The organism is Shewanella scandinavica (assembly GCF_031932065.1).
In the GTDB taxonomy this organism is placed as follows: domain Bacteria; phylum Pseudomonadota; class Gammaproteobacteria; order Enterobacterales; family Shewanellaceae; genus Shewanella; species Shewanella baltica.
In genome coordinates this window covers 94,216-115,271 of record NZ_JAUOES010000006.1, presented here as the reverse complement: position 1 = coordinate 115,271, position 21,056 = coordinate 94,216, and the positions used below count along the sequence as shown (strand labels likewise).

At 46.2% G+C, this 21,056-nt stretch carries 22 protein-coding genes; 14 read left to right on the top strand and 8 right to left on the bottom strand.

Features of this window, described 5'->3' with window-relative positions:
• Positions 1–3 precede the first annotated feature (3 nt).
• Complete coding sequence (locus Q4Q50_RS06780) at positions 4–375, bottom strand: diacylglycerol kinase (protein ID WP_006086380.1); 372 nt, start codon at positions 373–375, stop codon at positions 4–6.
• A gap of 279 nt (positions 376–654) precedes the next feature.
• On the opposite strand from Q4Q50_RS06780, the gene Q4Q50_RS06775 reads away from it, so the two are divergent.
• Positions 655–1,584, top strand: a complete 930-nt coding sequence (locus Q4Q50_RS06775; protein ID WP_311898934.1) for a DNA ligase — start codon at positions 655–657, stop codon at positions 1,582–1,584.
• Positions 1,585–1,740: 156 nt separating this feature from the next.
• Positions 1,741–2,223, top strand: a complete 483-nt coding sequence (locus Q4Q50_RS06770; protein ID WP_311898882.1) for a low molecular weight protein-tyrosine-phosphatase — start codon at positions 1,741–1,743, stop codon at positions 2,221–2,223.
• A 230-nt stretch (positions 2,224–2,453) separates the two neighbouring features.
• On the opposite strand, the gene ylqF is transcribed toward Q4Q50_RS06770, so the two are convergent.
• Positions 2,454–3,395: a ribosome biogenesis GTPase YlqF gene (gene ylqF, locus Q4Q50_RS06765; protein WP_311898881.1), complete on the bottom strand. Its 942-nt coding sequence runs from the start codon at positions 3,393–3,395 to the stop codon at positions 2,454–2,456.
• A 150-nt stretch (positions 3,396–3,545) separates the two neighbouring features.
• The gene (locus Q4Q50_RS06760; RefSeq protein ID WP_113939512.1) at positions 3,546–4,385 is read right to left on the bottom strand and encodes an isopenicillin N synthase family dioxygenase; all 840 of its coding nucleotides are present in this window, start codon (positions 4,383–4,385) and stop codon (positions 3,546–3,548) included.
• Positions 4,386–4,762: 377 nt separating this feature from the next.
• On the opposite strand from Q4Q50_RS06760, the gene Q4Q50_RS06755 reads away from it, so the two are divergent.
• A complete protein-coding gene (locus tag Q4Q50_RS06755; protein WP_259528548.1) occupies positions 4,763–5,668 on the top strand; it encodes a bifunctional methionine sulfoxide reductase B/A protein in 906 nt (301 codons plus the stop codon).
• A gap of 97 nt (positions 5,669–5,765) precedes the next feature.
• Here the strand turns inward: Q4Q50_RS06755 and hemB are convergent, their stop codons facing one another.
• Positions 5,766–6,749: a porphobilinogen synthase gene (gene hemB, locus Q4Q50_RS06750; RefSeq protein ID WP_311898880.1), complete on the bottom strand. Its 984-nt coding sequence runs from the start codon at positions 6,747–6,749 to the stop codon at positions 5,766–5,768.
• 355 nt (positions 6,750–7,104) lie between these two features.
• Here hemB and tsaB point away from each other — a divergent pair, with 355 nt between their 5' ends.
• From tsaB to rnd, 7 genes are all read left to right on the top strand, one after another.
• Complete coding sequence (gene tsaB, locus Q4Q50_RS06745; RefSeq protein ID WP_006081354.1) at positions 7,105–7,818, top strand: tRNA (adenosine(37)-N6)-threonylcarbamoyltransferase complex dimerization subunit type 1 TsaB; 714 nt, start codon at positions 7,105–7,107, stop codon at positions 7,816–7,818.
• 106 nt (positions 7,819–7,924) lie between these two features.
• The gene (locus Q4Q50_RS06740) at positions 7,925–8,239 is read left to right on the top strand and encodes a hypothetical protein (RefSeq protein ID WP_063882846.1); all 315 of its coding nucleotides are present in this window, start codon (positions 7,925–7,927) and stop codon (positions 8,237–8,239) included.
• Positions 8,232–8,960: a M50 family metallopeptidase gene (locus Q4Q50_RS06735; RefSeq protein ID WP_006086386.1), complete on the top strand. Its 729-nt coding sequence runs from the start codon at positions 8,232–8,234 to the stop codon at positions 8,958–8,960. The genes Q4Q50_RS06740 and Q4Q50_RS06735 overlap by 8 nt, the downstream gene beginning before the upstream one ends.
• A 210-nt stretch (positions 8,961–9,170) precedes the next feature.
• Positions 9,171–9,983: a class I SAM-dependent methyltransferase gene (locus Q4Q50_RS06730; RefSeq protein WP_311890801.1), complete on the top strand. Its 813-nt coding sequence runs from the start codon at positions 9,171–9,173 to the stop codon at positions 9,981–9,983.
• Between the two features lie 21 nt (positions 9,984–10,004).
• A complete protein-coding gene (locus Q4Q50_RS06725) occupies positions 10,005–10,871 on the top strand; it encodes an alpha/beta fold hydrolase (RefSeq protein WP_006086388.1) in 867 nt (288 codons plus the stop codon).
• A gap of 201 nt (positions 10,872–11,072) precedes the next feature.
• Complete coding sequence (gene fadD / locus Q4Q50_RS06720; RefSeq protein WP_311898879.1) at positions 11,073–12,746, top strand: long-chain-fatty-acid--CoA ligase FadD; 1,674 nt, start codon at positions 11,073–11,075, stop codon at positions 12,744–12,746.
• Between the two features lie 70 nt (positions 12,747–12,816).
• Positions 12,817–13,926 carry a ribonuclease D gene (gene rnd / locus Q4Q50_RS06715; protein ID WP_311890800.1) on the top strand — a complete coding sequence of 370 codons (1,110 nt, stop codon included), beginning with the start codon at positions 12,817–12,819 and terminating at the stop codon, positions 13,924–13,926.
• Positions 13,927–14,064: 138 nt separating this feature from the next.
• On the opposite strand, the gene minE is transcribed toward rnd, so the two are convergent.
• Genes minE through minC form a run of 3 tightly spaced genes read right to left on the bottom strand, consistent with a single transcriptional unit; the run spans position 14,065 to position 15,827 of the window.
• Positions 14,065–14,322, bottom strand: coding sequence for a cell division topological specificity factor MinE (gene minE, locus Q4Q50_RS06710; protein ID WP_028760193.1), 258 nt, complete (start codon positions 14,320–14,322; stop codon positions 14,065–14,067).
• A gap of 2 nt (positions 14,323–14,324) precedes the next feature.
• A complete protein-coding gene (gene minD, locus Q4Q50_RS06705) occupies positions 14,325–15,134 on the bottom strand; it encodes a septum site-determining protein MinD (RefSeq protein WP_006086391.1) in 810 nt (269 codons plus the stop codon).
• Between the two features lie 27 nt (positions 15,135–15,161).
• Complete coding sequence (gene minC / locus Q4Q50_RS06700) at positions 15,162–15,827, bottom strand: septum site-determining protein MinC (protein ID WP_106650327.1); 666 nt, start codon at positions 15,825–15,827, stop codon at positions 15,162–15,164.
• A gap of 123 nt (positions 15,828–15,950) precedes the next feature.
• Here minC and Q4Q50_RS06695 point away from each other — a divergent pair, with 123 nt between their 5' ends.
• From Q4Q50_RS06695 to Q4Q50_RS06685, 3 genes are read left to right on the top strand one after another with little or no spacing between them, the layout of a single operon-like run.
• Positions 15,951–16,229, top strand: coding sequence for a YcgL domain-containing protein (locus Q4Q50_RS06695; RefSeq protein ID WP_006081364.1), 279 nt, complete (start codon positions 15,951–15,953; stop codon positions 16,227–16,229).
• 30 nt (positions 16,230–16,259) lie between these two features.
• A complete protein-coding gene (locus Q4Q50_RS06690) occupies positions 16,260–17,372 on the top strand; it encodes a lytic murein transglycosylase (RefSeq protein ID WP_311898878.1) in 1,113 nt (370 codons plus the stop codon).
• Positions 17,373–17,424: 52 nt separating this feature from the next.
• Positions 17,425–17,865 (top strand): YcgN family cysteine cluster protein, encoded by a 441-nt coding sequence (locus Q4Q50_RS06685; protein ID WP_006081366.1) that lies wholly within the window; start codon positions 17,425–17,427, stop codon positions 17,863–17,865.
• A gap of 213 nt (positions 17,866–18,078) precedes the next feature.
• Here the strand turns inward: Q4Q50_RS06685 and Q4Q50_RS06680 are convergent, their stop codons facing one another.
• Positions 18,079–19,599 (bottom strand): methyl-accepting chemotaxis protein, encoded by a 1,521-nt coding sequence (locus tag Q4Q50_RS06680; RefSeq protein ID WP_311898877.1) that lies wholly within the window; start codon positions 19,597–19,599, stop codon positions 18,079–18,081.
• Between the two features lie 469 nt (positions 19,600–20,068).
• Between Q4Q50_RS06680 and pheS the strand changes: the two genes are divergently transcribed.
• Positions 20,069–21,052 carry a phenylalanine--tRNA ligase subunit alpha gene (gene pheS, locus Q4Q50_RS06675; protein WP_006081368.1) on the top strand — a complete coding sequence of 328 codons (984 nt, stop codon included), beginning with the start codon at positions 20,069–20,071 and terminating at the stop codon, positions 21,050–21,052.
• Positions 21,053–21,056 lie beyond the last annotated feature (4 nt).

The window sequence follows — 21,056 nt, the reverse complement described above, 5'->3', positions numbered from 1 at the left end:
GTGTTAAAACACCAGTGGCGCGAGTACAACCAGCCAAGTTAATCCACACAGTGCAAGACTCATAAATACGGCGGCCGAGGCGATGTCCTTGGCTTGGCCACTTAGTGGGTGAATTTCACTGCCAACACGATCGACCACAGCTTCAATCGCCGAGTTTAAAAGCTCAACAATCAACACGATAAACAGTGTAAAAATCAGCAACAAACGTTCAATCGTGCTGATATCAACCCATAAAGCCACGGGTAACATGACGATAGCCAACATTAATTCCTGTCTAAAAGCGGCTTCGTGGACCCAAGCGGCCTTTAAGCCCTTCATCGAAAATCCTGTCGCTCTGAAAATGCGTTTAATACCGTGATTGTTGGCTGGTTTCATAGTGTTTCCAATAGACATTAGCGACAACGCGCTGAGGTGTTGCTCATTCAAACAGGCTTGATAAAACCAACTGTTGTGGATTTTAACATTTGACTGAGTCAATAAATTTGGCCGCAGTATAGCCCGAGATGAAAAGCGCATAAACAATTAACTGAGTAAAATCGTCATCAACATTCGTTGTTAACTTAGGCGCTTAGTGACTTTCGACGGTTTTTTAGTGCAACTTGAGCTATGCGTTCTAAGCTTGATGAAGGATATATTGCCAGAGTGAGCAAGGGAATGACTCATATCAGCCCGTTACAAGATTTAACATTTCATCGTTTTATCCGCTTTCGTTTTTTCAAACAACGTCTGTTCTTACTCAGTCTGCTCATTTTCTGTTGTTTCGCTCCTGTGACCTATGCAAAAACATCACCACCTTCAATACAGTTGGCAACTGAGTTTGATGCCCAGCAAGAGATTCATATTCAGGACTTTTTGATTAGCGAAAAACTCGACGGGGTGCGAGGTTACTGGAATGGTCAGGCACTATTGACCCGGCAAGGTAATCTTATTGCTGCTCCGACATGGTTTATCGCGAATTTCCCGAATTATCCCCTCGATGGTGAGTTATGGCTTGGGCGAGGCCAGTTTGAGGCTATGTCGAGTATAGTTCGACAAACCTCAGTCAAGGATGATGACTGGCGCAAAGTGCGATTTATGGTGTTCGATGTCCCTAAGGCGGGTGGCGACTTTCAGCATCGCTATCAATTTGCGTTGACCGAATTAAGCGATAAATCGCATTATCTTGAAGTTATAGCGCAGTTCCAAGTGGACAGTCTTGAAGCTCTGTATCAAAAACTTGATAGCTTAGTTGCTAAAGGCGCTGAAGGATTAATGCTACATCGCAGTTCCGCTATGTATGTCAGTGGCCGCAATCCTAATTTGATGAAATTAAAACCCTATTATGATGCTGAAGCGACAGTGATCGGCCATATACAAGGGAGAGGTCAATTTGCAAGGCAAATGGGTGCAATAAGAGTGCAAACCCCAGACGGCCGGATTTTCAACATAGGCACAGGTTTTAATCTCGCAGAGCGCCAACATCCTCCCGCTGTGGGTGCAATCATCACCTATAAATATCTGGGTCTTACTGTAAATGGCTTACCCAGATTTGCCAGTTTCCTGCGGGTACGAGTCGATATAGATAAGATCGACAGTCAACAATAGGGGCGTGTATGGTTAACGAAGCTTACTTTAAGCACTTGTTTTGGTAGGATTTATTTCACTTTGGTTTGACTTTGATTTGACAAGTCAGGCACAAACCACATTTAATCACTTAATCATGACGATGGATAAGCTTTGACTGTTGAAGGATTGAATGAAATGAAAGAGGCGAGAGTGCAACGCATCTTGATGGTGTGTCTAGGTAATATTTGTCGCTCACCGACGGCAGAAGCTGTGTGCCGCTTTAAGGTTGCGCAGCGTAGGCTCAATATTGAGGTGGACTCTGCGGGTACTATTGGTTATCACCAAGGGGATACGCCTGACCGCCGTGCTATGGCGGTGGGGGAAAAGCGGGGTTTTAGTTTCGATGGAATGCGGGCTCGGCAGGTTGTGGATGCAGACTTTGAACATTTTGATTTAATTTTGGCGGCGGATAATGCCAATTTAGCGGATTTGCGTAGTCGTTGTCCGCTTGAGTATCAGTACAAGTTACAGTTAATGCTCTCTTATGCGAATACGCAAGTCACGGAAGTGCCGGACCCTTACTATGGTGGCGAGCAGGGCTTTGAACTGGTGTTGGATTTATTAGAGCAGAGTTTGGATGCCTTGCTTGATAGGTTGACCTCTGGTGCGCAAAAGTAGTTGCGCGTGACAGTGTTTGTTAACACGACATCTTCGTTTATGAAAATAAAAAGCCAGCATATTCAATATGCTGGCTTAAATATTAAGCTTGATGAATTAGCTTACTAAGCTTGAATATCAACGCCATTAGCGTCTTATCTTAAATACACTCTAAGCGTTATTTTCAATGCTTGCAGAGATAGTAAGATAACTTGCCGTGATGACTAAGCGTGATGACTACGCGTAATCAGTTAGTCGTTATGGCGCTTACCAGAACGCTTCAATCTTTCTGCTGCGAGTTTGGCTTCTTTTATTGCTTCCTTCTCCGCCATGATGCGGGCGACTTCAATCTTCTCAAGCTCGGCCATCGCAGGCGTTTCTAACGAGAGGAGGCCGATTTTGCCTGAGCGGTATTCATGCAGCAATAACTCAGATGCCTTGTGCATATCGATGCGACCACCGGGACGCAGCGCACCACGTTTACGGCCTATTTCCTCGAGAAGTGCAACATCATCCTTGGGTAATTCACTTAAGTTATAGCGCTCACAAATCTCTTTTGGATAAGCGGTTAAGAAATACTTGGCGGCGAACAGGGCCACATCTTCATATTCCATCGCCGTATCTTTAATCGCTCCAGTGACGGCAAGGCGATAGCTGCTCGCTTCGTTATCCACTTTGGGCCATAAAATACCCGGGGTGTCCGACAGCACGATACCGTTACGTAAATTGATCCGTTGCTGGGTTTTGGTTACCGCAGGTTCGTTACCAGTTTTGGCGATAACACGGCCAGCTAAGGTATTGATGATGGTAGATTTCCCAACATTGGGTATCCCCATGATCATAGTGCGAATGTCTTTTTCGGTTTTATCGCGACTTGGTACTAGCTTACGGCAGAGATCAGGGATTTTTTTCACCATTGCCGCTTGCAGTGTCGTGATCGCCGTGGCTTTGACGCCTTGTTCACGCTCTAAGTATTCAATCCATTGTGCGGTGATCTCTGGATCGGCCAGATCAGATTTATTGAGCAGTTTGATACAAGGTTTGTCGCCTCGAAGCTGAGCCACCATGGGGTTTTCGCTACTGTAGGGAATACGCGCGTCCAGCACTTCGATAACAAGATCGACCTGAGGCATTGCCTCTTCAATCTCCTTGCGTGCCTTGTGCATATGCCCCGGATACCACTGAATTGCCATGATAACGCCTTGTCCTAAATAACTTAAAGAACGGCTATTCTACCTTGAAGGTGGCGAATGTCATAAAAAAAGCGCCCTAAGGCGCTTTAATAGCTTAATCCTTGACTGTCTCTTGCGATTGTTGCTTGGATTAATAGGCTGAATTAAGGCTTAGATCACCCCGAGTTCGCGCAATCTTTCCATCAGATAGCTGTCAGCGGTATAGCGATCCGATAGCACTACAGCAGGGTTTGGATGTAAAAATAACGGCAAAGAGATCCGCGACTTGGTTTTATCCGTACCTTCAGGATTGATGACGCGGTGTGACGTCGATGGGAAATAGCCGCCAGAGGCTTCCTGTAACATGTCACCGATATTGATAATAATGTTGCCAAAATCGCTGGGAACATCTAACCAAGTGCCATCTTTGGCTTTCACTTGCAATCCAGGCTCATTGGCAGCAGGTAATACTGTGATAAGGTTGATATCTTCATGTGCCGCGGCGCGAATGGCGCCCATTTCTTCACTGCCCGTCATCGGCGGGTAATGCAGAATGCGCAGCAAGGTTTTTTGGCTGTTGGCGATCATTTCTGGCAATGGCATCGAAAACTTGGCTTTTACGTCTTCTGGTGAGTATGTTTCGATCCACTCTAATAGTTCTGCAGCCAGTGCGTTGGCTTTATCGTAATAGGCGAGAATATTGGCCCGCAGTGAATCTGGGATACGGCCCCAAGGGTACACGTGGTAGTACTCTTTAATGTCTTTGACTGTGTTGCCTTTGGCGGTTTCAGAAATCGACGCAGGGAAGAAACCGTCGTGGGTTTCTTTTTTAAACATATAGTCGTTTTTGGCTTCTGAATTAAAAAAGGCTTGCCACTCGGTGTAGATGTCTTCAACTAAGCGCTTATCAATCGGATGATTAGATAAAACACCAAAGCCAGTTTCCCGAAGTGATTCAACGAATTGCTGGGCACTGTTTTCAGCGCGGTAATCAATGGTTTCTAATTTCATTTTGGTTTCTACTTGTTATATTTAGTTGTAATTTGACCCGCAGCAAGTGTAGCCGTGCGCTGGAGCGGGTGCAAATACTCAGCGAGGGTGAGTGAGAGCAACTGCTGTATTTTCCGTCACTTATGCTGTCGCTTAATGAGCAATGATTTAAACGCATAGATTAGGACTGACTTAAGTGGCAAGATTTTAGCCGTTAAACCCGTTAGTATGGGCTATTGGATTTGTTGTTATGGATTGATGTCGGCCGCATTTTGAAGCCGAGCGCAAGAAATCTTGCTTGGAGTGGGTCTTATGTTGGCTTTTTATGGATCATCTCCTTAATCAACTGAATGAAGAGTATCAAAATAGACAACGACGTGAGTCGAAAGGGCATTAATATGAACAAACTGACCGATTTTGAACGCTATGTTATCGAAGAAAAAGGCACTGAACGCCCCTTTAGTGGTGAGTATTATGATCATGATGCCAAGGGTTTGTATTTATGCAAAAAATGCCATGCGCCCTTGTACCGCTCTGAGCATAAGTTTAATGCCCATTGTGGTTGGCCAGCCTTCGATGATGAAATTGCTGGCGCTGTATCGCGCCATGTTGACGCCGATGGCCGCAGAACCGAAATTGTCTGTAGCCAGTGTGGTGGCCATTTAGGCCATGTTTTTGAAGGTGAGATGTTAACACCCAATAATATTCGTCACTGTGTTAACTCCGTTTCTATGGTTTTTAAAGGGATGGATGGTGCTGTTGAACCAGCATCGAACAGCTTTGCAACTTTTGGCGCCGGATGTTTTTGGTGCGTCGAGGCGATTTTTAAAAGCCTAAAAGGCGTGGTGAACGTGACTTCTGGCTACGCCGGAGGTGATGCCCATGATGCCGATTATAAATCGGTTTGCTCGGGCCAAACTGGCCATGCAGAGGTTGTGCATATCGAGTTTAATCCAGAGGAAATTGATTTTACGACGCTGTTGCAGGTCTTTTTTGAGAGTCATGATCCGACTACGCTCAATCGTCAAGGCAATGATAAGGGGCCACAATATCGCTCAGTGGTGTTTGCCCATAATGCTGAGCAGATTGAGCAAACCACTGCTATGTTGACTCAGTTAGCGGCGGCTAAGGTTTTTGATGCGCCAGTAGTGACCCAAGTGTCAGCATTTGAGACATTTTATCCCGCTGAAAATTATCACAATGATTACTTTGCTTTACACGGTGAGCAGCCTTATTGTCAGATGGTGGTGCGCCCTAAAGTCGAAAAAGTGAAAGCCTTGTTTGCACGATTGCAAAAAGCTTAAGCAATTAAGCGCAGGATGTTAAATATAAAAACGCCACCGATAACGGTGGCGTTTTTTATAGATTTTTTAATGTCCGCAACGGTAGTTACCGAGGTAACTATCTACTCTCGGCTAACCACTGGGCGTATTGTTTGGTGTAATAGCTGACAATCAAATCCGCTCCCGCACGCTTTAAGCCGATAAACGTTTCTTTCACCACTGCACGCTCATCCAACGCACCTGCAAGGGCGGCAAACTTGATGCCCGCATATTCGCCGCCGACTTGATAGGCGGCGAGTGGCAAGTGGGTTTCTTGTCTTAAACGGCTTAACACATCCAAGTAGGGCGTACCGGGTTTAACCATTAGGATATCGGCGCCTTCGGCTTCATCTAATGAGGCTTCTAACAGGGCTTGGCGACCGTTGGCATAATCAAGCTGATATCCTTTGCGGTTACCACTGAGTTCACAATCGACCGCCGCTCTGAAAGGACCGTAGAAGGAAGAGGCGAATTTTGCCGAGTGGGCCAGAATCGCCACATGCTCAAAACCTGCGGCATCAAGCCCTTGGCGAATGGCTTTCACTTGACCGTCCATCATGGCCGATGGCGCTAGCATGTCGGCGCCCGCTTTAGCGGCAGTGACTGATTGCTTAACTAAATTTTCGACGGTGAGATCGTTGCAGACTTCATTATTGTGCACCACGCCGCAATGGCCGTGATCTGTGTATTCACAAAAACAAATGTCGGGGATCACCATCATCTCTGGCACGGCGGCTTTAATGGTGCGCACCATGCGGGCGAGCAAGCCATTGTCATCCCACGTGTCGCTGCCTTTATCATCCTTAGTGTGCGAAATCCCAAAGGGCATTACATAACGGATCCCGAGGGCGTAAAGTTCGCGCACTTCATCCGCCAGTGCACTCTCTGGTAAACGGCTGATACCTGGTAGCGTGGAGATAGGCACTGCGTGGGTGATGTGCTCTTCAATGAACAGGGGATGGATGAGATCGCTTAACGAAACATGGGTTTCGCGCAACAGATCGCGCATCGCTTCTGAACTACGTAAGCGTCTTAGGCGACGCAATGGAGGCGTGTTTAACATGAAATATCCTTATCGAAGGCGGGTTAGTGCAATCGTACAATAGTAAAGGAATGGCAAGGAATGAATGAATTCAATCCAGACTTGTCTGCTCTGACAAGCAAAGTTGAAAAAGTTTCCCCAAGCTGGCGGTATTCCTTAATGAGTTTATCGATCATTGACTTAGATCACATAAATCCATCAAGTCCTGATTTGCTACTGGATATCATGCGGGCGCTATTTTAGCTGACTTGCTTGCTTAGCCCTTTGTTTTCGGGCATTTGATGTTATTATTTGCGCCAGTTTACTCATGGCATATTCGCACAATACCGAAATGGTCAACTTGATGCGAAATCTTGCCCGCTAATCCGGTTTTGAAATGACAATAACACACGAACACTCTGCTTGTATTCTTGCCTTAGACACTTGTACCGAATCCTGCTCAGCTGCGCTGCAATATCAAGGTCAGATTTATGCTGAACTTGCCGATGCGCCGCGTGAACACAGCCAGCGTCTGTTGCCTATGGTCGATTCAGTGCTCAAGCAAGCGGGCATTAGCTTAGATAAAGTGGCGGCGATTGCCTATGGTCGAGGTCCTGGCAGTTTTACGGGGATCCGTATCTGCACTAGCATGACCCAAGGTCTGGCACTGGGGTTAGATTTGCCTGTGATTGGTATTTCAACTTTAGCGGCAATGGCACAAATGGCCATTAGCGAGCATCAAGCCGAGCAAGTGCTGTGTGCCATTGATGCGCGCATGGGTGAAGTGTATTGGGGGCAGTTTGTGGCCGTCGATGGTATTGCGACATTAGTCGGTAAAGAAGTGGTCAGTGCGCCTGCCAACGTACAACTTCAGCTTGATACTGAAGCGCCCATTGTGGCTTGCGGCACCGGTTTTGATGCGTATCCGGATTTACTGGCACTCGGCAAAGGGATTTTAGCTCTCGACGCCGTGAAATATCCCGATGCAAGGGCTATGCTGATATTGGCTGAGACAGGTATCAAAGCAGGGCTGACAACTTCGGTCGATGAGCTTGAACCTGTATATTTACGTGATACAGTCACATGGAAAAAGTTACCCGGTCGTGAATAAGCTGTTCTTTGCCTGAGTATCTGCGATAGAATCTCAGGCAATTAATGCTAAGCATTCTTTACGATGAATGGCTTAACGATGAATAGTGCAAACTTAAGGCTTCTTGATGCAAGTGAATGTGAATCAAATGAGTTTGACGAATGCTGTAGCGAGTAATAGACCCGCTATCGCTCAGGGGCTAACCGCACCTGAATCGTCACGCCCAGTGATTGAGCAAGATGCTGTCGAAGCCCTCAGTTTAGAAACACAGCCTAAAGGTAAAAACGCAGCGGGCAATTTACAGTCAAGGCTCGGCGCCCACCTCGAGTATGAACAAGATACGCGTGGTCATCAGGGGGCGATTGCCCAATATTTACAAACCCAACATGCCGCCAAACGCGATGAAATTCAGCAAATGGTTGGCGTGGACTTGTATGCTTGAACATCAACAAAAGCCTCCCCGTTCTACCTCGCGATTTTCCTCTTCTAAATTAACAGGTTTAGCCGCCAGCGGTGTGCCAAGCCGAGGCTTGTTTATTATCGAGCTGGTGGTGGCGTTACTCATCACTCGCATTCCCTATTTAAGCGTGCCGTTTAAATGGCTTGAAAGCTATTTCCATGAATTGTCCCACGGCATTGCGACGATATTAAGCTCGGGCGTGGTCAGCCATATTCAATTGTTTCCGAACGGCGCAGGCTTTTGTTTTAGCCAAGGCGGTTCGCCTATGTTGATTGGCTTTGCTGGGTATTTTGGCGCGGCCTGTTGGGGATATTTAATCTACTTGCTCGCGACTTGGCCAAAGGGGATCCGCGTGAGCTTTGCCTTGCTGGGCGCTTTAGTGGTGCTAAGCGGCTTGCTTTGGGGCAGAGATATTCTCACGCTGGCGATTCTAGCCGTACTCACTATTATTTTGTTGTTACCGCTTAAACTCAGTCAAAACAAAATGTTGACCCAGTTTTTGCGTATTATCGGTTTGATGATCATGCTTAATGCGCTGGCAAGTCCAACTGTGTTGCTCGGGCTTGATGGCCAAGGTGATGCGGTGATGTTGGCCGAACGTTCTTGGATCCCCGCGTGGATTTGGGTGGGACTTTGGTTATTAACCAGTGCCTGCGCCTTGTATTTTGCGTGGCGCCGTGTGGATAACGCTGCGAGTCGCTAATCATCAAGGTCATTTAATACCTCAGGCGTATTGTGTTTCCTCTGGCTTTTTTCCGCTTTGCGCTTTATTGGTTTAGCTAAAGGTGAATTGACTCATCACTTTGAGCCATAACCACTTATGTCACTCAAACCTAGGTTTTACGACTTCTATTCCTTGGATTTTTGGCCATTGGCTGCTAGCTTATGCCTTCGGTATCCATGGAGAATTACAATGAAAAAAGTCACCTTAGTTGCCAGTCTACTGCTTGCTGGTTTATGTTCGAGTGTTACCTACGCCGATGAAAGTTTAGATAAAGTCTTAAAAAGCGATTTTCGTCAGGCTAAAAATGCCAGCCGTGACGTTTATCGTCATCCCGCTGAAACCTTAAGTTTTTTTGGCATTACCCCAACACAAACTGTGATTGAACTCTGGCCAGGTAATGGTTGGTATAGCGAAATATTAGGGCCTTATTTAGCCAAAGAAGGCCAATATATCGCCGCCAGTTTCGAAACCGCTCCCGCGACGGATACACCCGGAAATCGCTATCGCGCCAACGCTGGTACTAAGTATGCTGCGTGGATGACGGCCAATAAAGACGTCATGGGCAATGCAAAGATTGTTACCTTCGATCCTCCACAAAAGATGGATTTAGGCGCCGATGGCAGTGCCGATCTGGTATTAACATTCCGTAATCTTCATAACTGGGCATCGAGTGATCAGTTAGAGAATGTGTTTGCCGCGTCATATAAAGTATTGAAAGACGGCGGTGTCTTTGGTGTGGTGGAGCATAGAGCCAACGAAGGGATGAATTTTAGCACTGGCTATATGGACCAAGCGGCCATGGTTGCTTTAGCCAAAAAAGCCGGTTTCACCTTAGTTGAAAGCGCCGAAATCAATGCGAACCCCAAAGATACTAAGGATTATGCCAAAGGTGTTTGGACGCTACCGCCATCTTTTGCTTTGGGTGACACGGATAAGGAAAAATACCAAGCGATCGGTGAAAGTGATCGTATGACACTCAAATTTGTCAAAAAATCATCTTAATCACCTGACATCAGAGGCATTATGTGGCAATCTCTCGCCCCCCAAAATCAAATCGAATTTGTATTACCTCATATTAAGGTCGCAGGCCGATTATGGGGGGCGAAGGATAAACCTTTACTGCTGGCCTTACATGGCTGGTTAGATAATGCCAACAGTTTTGAACCCTTAGCTGCGCATTTACTCGATTATCAAGTGCTCGCGATTGATTGGCCTGGACATGGCTTTTCGGCGCACCGGCCGGGGCATTACCCGCTGCATTGGATTGATTACTTGTATGATTTGGATGCGCTATTAACGGCATTACCGCAAAAGCCTGTGGCCATGGTGGGGCATTCGCTCGGTGGCATTATTGCCTCTGCATATACGGCGACCTTCCCTGAAAAGGTCAACAAGCTGGTATTGATTGAAGCGTTAAGTCCCTTATCAGAATCGCCAACGCAAGCGAAAGCACGACTAAGGAAAAGCTTCTATCAACACGAGAAGTATTTAACCCAGAAACATGGGCAGGCAAAAATTTACGACAGCATAGAGACCGCAGTGCGGGCGAGGGCACATTTAACAGGACTTGCCGAACCTTGGTGTCGTCTGTTGCTCGAGCGTAATATGCAACCCGAAGGTGAGGGCATAGGTTGGCGCAGTGATCCTCGATTGAGATTAGATTCACCCCAACGGTTAACTTTTGCTCAAGTTGATGCCTTGATGCAGGACATCAATATTGAAACCTTATTAGTGTGTGGCAAACAGGGATTTAGCCAGTTGCAGACCGCCATACCTAAGGCGCGAACCTGGTTCAAACATTTGTCTGAACATATAATCGAGGGCGATCATCATGTGCATATGGACAATGCTGAAGGCGTTGCCCGCTTGATCCGCGAATTCGTTAAATAGGCTGCCTTTGCCGCCCTAAAAAAGACGCTAGGTTTTTTGTTTTTTTTATGTGATGATGATCAAAATTAAAACGCTCGTATGATTTATGACGAGTCAATCAATAACTATAAAATGTAAGCCGGTATTTTAACTCGGTATTTATCGAGTCTTGACGCTTGTATGGATATTGTTTCCGCAGTTGTGGGGATTTAGGAGAGAGTAGTGGATCAGCCTTGGATTAATCATTTGCCAAAAGATGTGCCTGCTGAAATTAATGTGGAGCAGTACTCATCGCTTGTTGATATGTTCGAAACAGCGGTGGCTAAGTATGAAGACCAACCTGCATTTATTAACATGGGTGCCACGCTAACCTATCGTAAATTGGAAGAACGCAGCCGTGCATTCGCCGCGTATCTACAAAATGAATTAAAGCTTGAAAAGGGCGATCGCGTCGCCTTGATGATGCCAAACCTGTTGCAATACCCGATTGCACTGTTTGGGGTTTTACGTGCCGGTATGGTGGTCGTTAACGTTAACCCGCTATATACCCCGCGCGAACTAAAACATCAGTTGATTGACTCGGGCGCCAAAGCCATAGTTGTAGTGTCAAACTTCGCCCGCACCTTAGAAGAAGTTGTCGAACAAACGCCCGTTGAAAGCGTCATTATCACCAGTTTAGGAGACCAATTAAGTGCGCCAAAACGCACCTTAGTGAACTTTGTGGTGAAGTACATTAAGAAGCTCGTCCCTAAATACGACTTACCCCACGCCCTATCGATGCGCGATACCTTATCAACCGGTCGTCGCATGCAATACATCAAGCCTGACGTCACTAACGACGATTTAGCGTTTTTGCAATATACAGGCGGCACAACTGGGGTGTCTAAAGGCGCTATGTTGACCCATGGCAATATTGTCGCCAACGTATTGCAGGCCGATGGCGCTTATTCGCCCGCCTTAAACGATGGCAGCGAGTTTGTTGTAACGGCTTTGCCGCTGTATCACATCTTCGCGTTGACCGTGAATTGCCTGCTGTTTTTGCACAAAGGCAGCCAGAACTTACTTATCACCAATCCTCGTGATATCCCAGGATTTGTTGCCGAGTTGAAAAAGTATCCTTTCACTGCATTGACTGGGGTAAACACCTTGTTTAACGCGTTAGTGAACAGTGATGAATTTTCCCAGTTGGATTTTTCACGCTTGAAACTGTCTATCGGTGGCGGCATGGCGGTACAAAAAGCCGTCGCGGATAAATGGCAAGCTATCACTAAGACCCGTTTACTCGAAGGTTATGGTCTGACTGAAGCCTCACCTTTATTAACCTGTTGCCCATATAATTTAGATGGTTACAACGGTTCAATTGGTTTCCCTGCACCTTCGACGCTCATTCAAATCCGTGACGATAACGGCAAGGTATTAGCCCAAGGCGAAACCGGTGAACTGTTCGGTAAAGGTCCTCAGGTAATGAAAGGCTATTGGCAACGTCCTGAAGAAACTGCCAAAGTGATTGATACCGACGGCTGGTTAGCCACGGGCGATATTGGTTACATGGATGAGAAAGGGTTCTTCTATATTGTCGATCGTAAGAAAGACATGATCTTAGTTTCAGGCTTTAACGTATTCCCCAATGAAGTCGAAGAAGTGGTCGCACTGCATCCTAAAGTGATTGAAGTGGCCGCTGTTGGTGTACCAAACGACGCCAGTGGTGAGTTAGTGAAGGTATTTGTGGTGGCAAAAGATAAATCTTTAACCGCTGAAGACATCATTAAGCACTGCCGTATTCATTTAACGGGATATAAAGTACCGAAGCTGGTAGAATTTAGGGACGAGTTACCTAAAACCAACGTGGGTAAGATCTTGCGACGAGAGCTTAGAGACGAAGCTAAGCGCGCGTAAGATTGAAGCCGGCATTTGCCGGCTTTTGTTTTTATGGACTGTGATTGACCCACAGGATCTGGAGAAGAATTTGTCAGCGTTTCAATATGTGAGTGATGAAGCAAGCCTTAATGCCCTCGTTGCCCAATATAAACAGAGTAAGATACTCGTGTTAGATACCGAGTTTGTTCGTACTCGTACTTATTATGCCAAGCTAGGTTTGATCCAAGCCTATGATGGTAAAACCTTAGCTTTGATTGATCCTGTGGCTTTACCTGATTTAGCCCAGTTTTGGGCGCTGTTATCGGACCCGAATATCGTTAAGCTAGTGCATTCCTGCAGTGAAGACTTAGAAGTGTTTGCCCACTATGGCAAATGTCAGCCTACGCCTTTGTTTGATAGCCAAATTGCCGCCTCTTTGTGTGGTATGGGCCACGGTGTGGGTTATGCCAAGTTAGTAGAAACTTGCCTGGGTGAAGTGATTGATAAAGGCGAGTCGCGTACCGATTGGATCCGCCGCCCGTTAACGGAAGCACAGTTAAGTTACGCCGCGAATGACGTCTTGTACTTGTATCAGCTCTATCCTCAACTTGAAGCGAAACTCAGCGCCCAAGGCCGTTTAGCTTGGTTATATGAGGAAGGGGAAAGGATGACTCAGGGCAGGCTTGCCGATCCTGATCTCGACACGGCTTATTTGAAAGTGAAAAATGCTTTCCAACTGACCGAAATCCAATTGGCTTACCTTAAAGTGCTTGCTAAGTGGCGTCTTGAAAAAGCCTTAGTGCGTGATTTAGCCTTAGGTTTTGTGATCAAAGATCATGGTCTTATTGCATTAGCGAAGAAGCAACCTAAAACTTCGGCTGACTTGTTTAAGCTCAATGACTTGACCGAACAGGAAAAACGCATTCACGGTAAAGATCTATTACGTGTGCTACAAACCGCTGATTTGGTCAATTTACCCGAGTTAGTGGATGTGCTGGCGTTGAAGTCGGGTTACAAATCGGCCTTTAAGGCGATAAAAAGCTGCTTAGTTGAGTTGTGCGAACAGCATGATGTGCCACAGGAAATGCTCGGCTCTAAACGTCATATCCATGAGTTTTTGCAATGGCGTTGGGATAAGCAACAAGGGGATTTACCCGCGGTGTTATGCGGATGGCGAGGCGAGATTGCCGCTGAGTCCCTAGCTAAGCTTGAGGTCTAAGGCTTTTAATCTAGTATTTAAATCTTGCGCGTGAAGTCTTGTACTTTATGCGCAGTATTTGAAACTTATCGATAGCCGAAAAACAGCCAACAAAAAGCGTCATCTTCTTCAGAAGATGACGCTTTTTGCGTAATCGACTTATCTGTCAGGCAATGTGACGTTAAGTTCGAGTACCGACAGGTTCGCGTCGTTTTGATCTAACTGCACAGAAACTTGATCATCAGAAATCGGCACATATTTGCGAATAACGGCAATGATCTCTTGTTTCATCTGTGGGAAATAATCGGGAGTGTCCCTTTGTCCACGTTGATGAGCCACAATGATCTGTAGGCGCTCTTTAGCCATTACCGCAGTGCTAGGCTTTTTCTTGCTTTTGAAATAGTCGAGTAAAGACATAATTAGCTACCAAATATCCGTTGTAAGAAACCTTTCTTTTCTTCCGTAATAAAGCGTACTGGGACATCTTCGCCCAGTAAACGTGCAACTGTGTCACTGTAGGCTAAACCTGCATCACTTTCTTGATCGATAATCACAGGCACGCCTGAGTTAGAGGCTTTGAGTACCGATTGTGATTCAGGGATCACGCCCAGTAATTCAATGGCCAGAATTTCTTGAACATCATCAACACTCAACATTTCGCCCGATTTTACACGGCTCGGTGAATAGCGAGTCAGCAGTAAGTATTCTTTGATTGGCTCAAGGTTTAGCTCGGCGCGGCGTGATTTGCTCTGCAGCATCCCTAAAATACGGTCTGAGTCGCGTACTGAACTGACTTCTGGGTTCGTGGTCACAATGGCGATATCGGCAAAATACAGTGCCATCATAGCGCCTTGCTCAATCCCCGCAGGTGAATCACACAGAATAAACTCAAAGTCTTTGGCTAAATCGTCTAGAACACGGCCAACGCCTTCTTTGGTCAGCGCATCTTTATCACGGGTCTGTGAAGCGGGTAAAACGAATAACTTATCGCAGCGTTTATCTTTGATCAGCGCTTGATTTAAATTGGCTTCACCATTGATCACATTAACGAAGTCATAAACAACACGACGCTCGCAACCCATGATCAAGTCTAAGTTTCGTAAACCTATATCGAAATCAATAACGACTGTCTTGTGTCCTTGCATGGCAAGACCGGTCGCAATTGCAGCACTCGATGTGGTTTTACCTACGCCGCCTTTACCTGAAGTGACAACAATAATTTGTGCCATGTTTCTCTCTATCCTTTGTTCTGCCATTTAGAGGGGCAATGATTCAACCATAAGCGACTCACCGTTTAGGCGAATGCAGCCGCTTTTATCTGAGCTATGTTGTTGTAGATTTTCAGCGAGCCAATATTGCCCTGCTATTGAAACGAGTTCGGCCTCCAGAGAGTGGGCTATGATGACGGCGCTGGTATCGCCCGCCGCGCCTGCCATGGCTTTCCCTCGTAATGCGCCATAGATATGAATGCTACCATCTGCGATGACTTCTGCGCCATTGCCTACCGCACCAAATATGATTAAATCACCATTTTTTGCGTAGACTTGTTGGCCTGAACGAATATTTTGCTTCACTATTTTAGTTTGGCGAGGTGCTGGCGGTGGCGTACTGCTCTGTTTTCCGGCTTTAACTATGGCAAGACCTAAGTCTTTGGCCTGTTTACTGAGTACGGTTGTCGCGCCTGTTATGCCAACAATCACTAATTGACGTGAGATCAACAGATCCTTTAACGCACTTAAATTTAAGCTGTCGTGCTGGATCGCACTCAGATTGACAACTAAAGGAGCACCCAGAAAAAACTGTGGGGCTTGTGCCAACTTACTGTCTAATTCAGTCATGACAGCTTGTAAATCGCTGCTATTAATATGAAGCACTGAAAGAGTAAAAGAAGCGCCTTTTAACTCTAAGCTAGGTTTTGACATCCCGGCACTATTCTCCAGAAATCATCAGTCGGTTCGCTGATTTTACAATTAAATTACTAGGCGACCATGTTATAGTGTGCCCCATTGACTGGCAAGTTTGAACTATTGGATATTTGTACTCTTATGCTATGTGCCGTTTATAAAAGTAGCCGAAAGGCTGATACTTATTTATTTGTGAAGAAAAGAGATTGTTTTGATGATGTTCCAGCGCCTTTGATGGAAATGTTCGGCGTGCCAAAGCTGGTGATGGTGTTTCCTATTGCGAAACGTGACGCGTTAGGCATGGCAGATATTCAAAAGGTAAGAGCTGCGATGGAAGAAAACGGCTTTTATTTACAAATTCCACCACCTCAGGTGAATTTATTGGCAGAGCATAAGCTCAGTCTTGGGATCAAAGATTAAGCCAATAGCATAAAAATAACAGGAAGGTATATGCATCGATACCGTGCTTATCGAACCCAAGCTTATCAAATCAATGCTTACCCAGTTAAGGTTTGTCACTTTGGGGTTTATCAGAATAAGCATTATCGACTCGCCGCATATATCTTCGCTCCCATCAGGGCATTTGTCTGTTTCATCATTTGGCTGAGTGCGTGCAGTTTGCCAGCCATGGCGCAGCAGCCGGATGAGAAAATCAGCTTTAGTGATTATTTAATTCAGCTAAAGCAAGAAGCCCATCTTCAGGGTATCAGCCAAGCGACCTTAGATTTAGCCTTTCCCCAGATCAAACTCTTCAAAAAAGCCCGAGTAACAGACAGCCCCCAGACTGAAAAAACTCACAACCTCGATACTTATCTCGCCGACACTGTGCCCGAGTGGAAAGTTGACACCGCACGGGTGCTGTTTAAAGAGCATGAACAACAACTCAACGCCATCGCCAGCCAATACTCTGTTCAGCCACGCTTCTTAGTCGCACTCTGGGGGCTTGCCTCCGACTTTGGTGAAGCTTCTGGCGATTATCCTGTGCTATCTGTGACGGCGTCACTGGCCTTTGGCGGCGAGCGCGAAGCTTTCTTCAAAAAAGAGTTTATGGCAGCGCTCAGCATAATGGATAAAGATCATATCGGTTTTCAAGATCTTAAAAGTCGTTGGAATGGCGCCATGGGGCAAACGCAGCTGATGCCTACGGATTATCTTGCCTATGGGCAGGACGGCGATGGAGACGGTAAGAAAGACATTTGGCACAACACACAAGATGCGTTTGCCTCCGCGGCGTATTTGCTACAGCAACTCGGTTGGAACGGCGATGATACTTGGGGCCGACAAGTACAAGTGCCTGCAACGCTTGATTTGGCAGTCGCTGGATTAGATAAACCCCAGTCCTTAGCCCAGTGGCAAACTCTCGGTATTCGCAAGTTTGATCATACCGATTTGCCGTCCCGCGAAGACATCAACGCCTCGCTAATCATGCCCGATGGTGTTACCGGTCGAAAATACCTCGTTTATGGCAATTACCGCGCCTTAATGCACTGGCAGAATACCGATTATTTCGGGATTTCTGTCGCGCATCTGTCCGAGAGAATAAAGTATCCGCCGATAAACTAGTGTAAAATAGCCCGCATTCAGCGGGCTTTTTATTGAGAAGATACAGTTAATCATGGCATTTTGGCAGAGCAAAACATTAGCGCAGATGAGCGCAACCGAGTGGGAATCCCTGTGTGACGGTTGTGGTAAATGTTGTTTAAACAAGTTGATAGATGATGAAACCGAAGACTTGTATTACACCAATGCGGCCTGCCTTTTGCTCGATCATCAAACGGCGGGCTGTCAGCATTACAGTGACCGTTTCACCCACGTACCACAATGTACTGTGATCACGATTGATAATATCCATGAGTTAACTTGGCTTCCCGACAGCTGCGCATATCGCCGCTTAGCGGCAGGACGTGAGCTACCGAGCTGGCATCCGCTGCTGACTGGCTCTAAAGAAGCGATGCATTTAGCGGGCATGTCGATCCAAGGTAAAGTAGTCGATGAAAGACGCGTGAAGGATATTGAAGATCATATCGTGCTATGGCCACTCAAAGATGTGGATTAACAGACGTGGATTAATTTTTGCCTTAGCTTAGTAGATTGAAAAGTGAGTTAATGATTGAAACGTTGCTGGTTGATTGAAACGACTAGTTGATTGAAAAAACAGTAGTTGATTGGACCGTTACCGTCAGAATGAAAAAACAACAAGGGAGCGATTATCGCTCCCTTGTGCATTTTGGGTGTTAAGTGAATTTAAATTCCATCAAATGATGCTCGACTAGATTTTTAATCCCACCATCAACTGATCAAGTTGCCCAGCTGTTGCTTGCAGCTCATCACAACCTGAAACCGACTGGTTCGCCGATTGCTCCACATCGTGGGACTGGTTGCGGATTTCCATTAAGTTAGTCGCAATCTCATTGGCCACTGCCGATTGCTCTTCGGCCGAGGTCGCAATTAGCACACTCATTTCAAACACTTTGTTGCTGTGGTGGGCGATAAACTCTAAGTCTTTACCCGTTTGCAGTACGTGTTGTTTACCTTCATTGGCTTGATTCACAGTACGCGACATCACTTGTGTCAGATTGCGAGTACCCGATTGAAGTGATTCGATCATGGTTTTGATTTCAACCGTTGCGGCCTGAGTTCTCCCCGCTAAAGTACGTACCTCATCGGCCACCACGGCAAAGCCACGACCTTGTTCACCGGCGCGTGCCGCTTCAATCGCCGCGTTGAGGGCCAGTAGGTTGGTTTGCTGGGAAATCGCATTAATAGTTGACACCACTTCATCAATTTTACTGGCGTTGTCATTGAGTACACCCACCGCATTTGAGGCCGCGGAGATCTCATCCGATAACACGTCAATAGCTTTGACTGTGGTTTCAATATCTTTCCCGCCCGCGCTAACCTGTTGATTGGCTTCTTGGGTTTCGGCTGAGGATTGTTCGGCATTGCGGGCGACTTCCTTCACTGCGGCGGTCATTTCTTCCATCGCCGTTGCTAGGGAGTCCAAATGTTGTCTCTGGTTCACCGCCAAGGATTGACCTTGCTGCGCTGTACTACGAAACGAGGACACTACCTCGCGGATTTTCGTTGTCGACTCGGCGATTTGTTTCACTAACAGATGCTGACGCTCCACTAAGGCATCGATACTGATGGCTAAGATACTGAATTCGTCCTTTACCTCGAAGAAGTTTAAACGTCCGGTTAAGTCACCCGATGCGGCCCGTTTTAATGCCATCACTGTGGTATAAAGTGCGCCGCCCACGAAGGTCGAAATGTAGTAACTAAATAAAAACAACACGAACAGAAGCGCCGCCATCAGGCCGTAAACCAGCAGGTTATCTTTGGCGAGCAAGGCATCAATTTCTGTGCTGTCTAAGGGAATAATCGTGATCAGGTTTTGATCGTTAACGCGACTCACAGCTCGAGGTTGCTTACCGCTATCATCAATACCGCCACCGCTGCGAGCTAAGGATTGCGCTTTGCTGTCGGCTTCATTCACCGAAATAATGCTTACATTTCCTTTAATTTCACGGCTTAGCTGGCTAAGGATAGCTTGGCGTTCTTGCTCTGGTAGTTTGTTATATAAGGTGCCTGTGACTTGGTTTATTTGTTGTGACGCATTTTGCAGGCCGTTGAGCTGTCCTTGCACTAAGGTTTGCTGGGATTGGTTATCAAGAAAAATCGCCAGTCCAACAATCATTAGCATGGGAACGATAGAGAGAATAGCGAATTTAGTTTTTAAGGTCATATGGATAAGATATTGATCTATCCAGCGAAACTTTACTTCTTTCATGAGTGCCTCGATAAAATGGGCTGTGAACCGAATGTATATCGGTCAGTTTGCCATAGACTTGATAGTTTTCTGTTTTGTAATGATTTATATCGCTAATGTAGTCTAATTGCAGTCGTTATTGTGTTGTTTGCTGCAATTTTGGCAGGGTACAGGCATTAGTTTACAGTTTAGTTACAAATGCTGCTAGTGGCTGAATAGGGAACTTGTTTCGGTCACAATTGAGGTTTGGATTTCACCTTGAGCAAAACTCAGGCTCTGAACTGGGGTAACACATGAATTTGCATGATAAAAACCCCCAATAAGCCCTAGTAATATGCCGCTCGCTCGCGTAAAATTTCTATCCTTTTATTTCGTTATAGCTAGCAAAGCGTCTGGCATTAACGCCCGATAACCTGAGCACCCAAATAGCCTGAAAGTTTGGCGCCCATAGCACTTGTTTATCAAGCGCGACTATGCAGTGGAAGAGAAAATGCAGCAGTTAACTGAGATCGTAGAACAAGCCTTAGTCATTATTGACCAGGCCAGTGATCTAAAAGCACTGGATGATATCCGTGTCGATTACCTTGGTAAGAAAGGTAAGATCACCGACATGATGAAAATGATGGGTAGCTTAAGCCCTGAAGAAAAGCCAGCCTTTGGCCAAGCGGTCAATGATGCTAAACAGGCGATTCAACAAAAATTAACTGAGCGCATCGATGGTCTGAAGAGTTCGGAACTGGAAGCCAAATTAATCGCTGAAAAGATTGATGTGACTTTGCCAGGCCGCACCCAAGAGATTGGTGGCTTGCATCCAGTGACACGTACCATTGAACGTATCGAAACCTTTTTCGGGGAATTAGGGTTCTCGGTAAAGCAGGGCCCTGAAATTGAAGATGATTTCCACAATTTCGATGCGTTGAATATCTCTGAGCACCACCCAGCGCGTGCTGATCATGATACCTTTTATTTCAATCCTAAACTGATGTTGCGTACCCAAACTTCTGGCGTGCAAATCCGTACTATGGAAACTGAAAAGCCACCATTACGCATTATTTCACCGGGTCGTGTTTATCGTAACGATTACGATCAAACGCACACGCCAATGTTCCACCAAGTGGAAGGGCTGTTGGTTGATGAGCATGTGAACTTTGCCGAATTGAAGGGCATTTTGCATGACTTCCTGCGTAACTTCTTCGAAGAAGATCTGCAAGTGCGTTTCCGTCCATCTTACTTCCCATTCACTGAACCTTCAGCGGAAGTTGACGTGATGGGCAAAAATGGTAAATGGCTAGAAGTGCTTGGCTGCGGTATGGTACATCCGAATGTGCTGCGCAGCGTTGGCATAGATCCAGAAAAATACTCTGGTTTTGCTTTTGGTATGGGTGTCGAGCGCTTAACTATGTTGCGTTACGGCGTAAACGATTTACGTGCGTTTTTCGAAAACGACCTACGTTTCCTGAAGCAATTTAAATAACGGA

Coding starts and splice junctions, on each gene's coding strand:
- Q4Q50_RS06780 (WP_006086380.1), bottom strand. CDS start 375: ATGAAACCAGCCAACAATCACGGTATTAAACGCATTTTCAGAGCGACA.
- Q4Q50_RS06775 (WP_311898934.1), top strand. CDS start 655: ATGACTCATATCAGCCCGTTACAAGATTTAACATTTCATCGTTTTATC.
- Q4Q50_RS06770 (WP_311898882.1), top strand. CDS start 1,741: ATGAAAGAGGCGAGAGTGCAACGCATCTTGATGGTGTGTCTAGGTAAT.
- ylqF (WP_311898881.1), bottom strand. CDS start 3,395: ATGGCAATTCAGTGGTATCCGGGGCATATGCACAAGGCACGCAAGGAG.
- Q4Q50_RS06760 (WP_113939512.1), bottom strand. CDS start 4,385: ATGAAATTAGAAACCATTGATTACCGCGCTGAAAACAGTGCCCAGCAA.
- Q4Q50_RS06755 (WP_259528548.1), top strand. CDS start 4,763: ATGAACAAACTGACCGATTTTGAACGCTATGTTATCGAAGAAAAAGGC.
- hemB (WP_311898880.1), bottom strand. CDS start 6,749: ATGTTAAACACGCCTCCATTGCGTCGCCTAAGACGCTTACGTAGTTCA.
- tsaB (WP_006081354.1), top strand. CDS start 7,105: ATGACAATAACACACGAACACTCTGCTTGTATTCTTGCCTTAGACACT.
- Q4Q50_RS06740 (WP_063882846.1), top strand. CDS start 7,925: ATGCAAGTGAATGTGAATCAAATGAGTTTGACGAATGCTGTAGCGAGT.
- Q4Q50_RS06735 (WP_006086386.1), top strand. CDS start 8,232: ATGCTTGAACATCAACAAAAGCCTCCCCGTTCTACCTCGCGATTTTCC.
- Q4Q50_RS06730 (WP_311890801.1), top strand. CDS start 9,171: ATGAAAAAAGTCACCTTAGTTGCCAGTCTACTGCTTGCTGGTTTATGT.
- Q4Q50_RS06725 (WP_006086388.1), top strand. CDS start 10,005: ATGTGGCAATCTCTCGCCCCCCAAAATCAAATCGAATTTGTATTACCT.
- minE (WP_028760193.1), bottom strand. CDS start 14,322: ATGTCTTTACTCGACTATTTCAAAAGCAAGAAAAAGCCTAGCACTGCG.
- minD (WP_006086391.1), bottom strand. CDS start 15,134: ATGGCACAAATTATTGTTGTCACTTCAGGTAAAGGCGGCGTAGGTAAA.
- minC (WP_106650327.1), bottom strand. CDS start 15,827: ATGTCAAAACCTAGCTTAGAGTTAAAAGGCGCTTCTTTTACTCTTTCA.
- Q4Q50_RS06695 (WP_006081364.1), top strand. CDS start 15,951: ATGCTATGTGCCGTTTATAAAAGTAGCCGAAAGGCTGATACTTATTTA.
- Q4Q50_RS06690 (WP_311898878.1), top strand. CDS start 16,260: ATGCATCGATACCGTGCTTATCGAACCCAAGCTTATCAAATCAATGCT.
- Q4Q50_RS06685 (WP_006081366.1), top strand. CDS start 17,425: ATGGCATTTTGGCAGAGCAAAACATTAGCGCAGATGAGCGCAACCGAG.
- Q4Q50_RS06680 (WP_311898877.1), bottom strand. CDS start 19,599: ATGAAAGAAGTAAAGTTTCGCTGGATAGATCAATATCTTATCCATATG.
- pheS (WP_006081368.1), top strand. CDS start 20,069: ATGCAGCAGTTAACTGAGATCGTAGAACAAGCCTTAGTCATTATTGAC.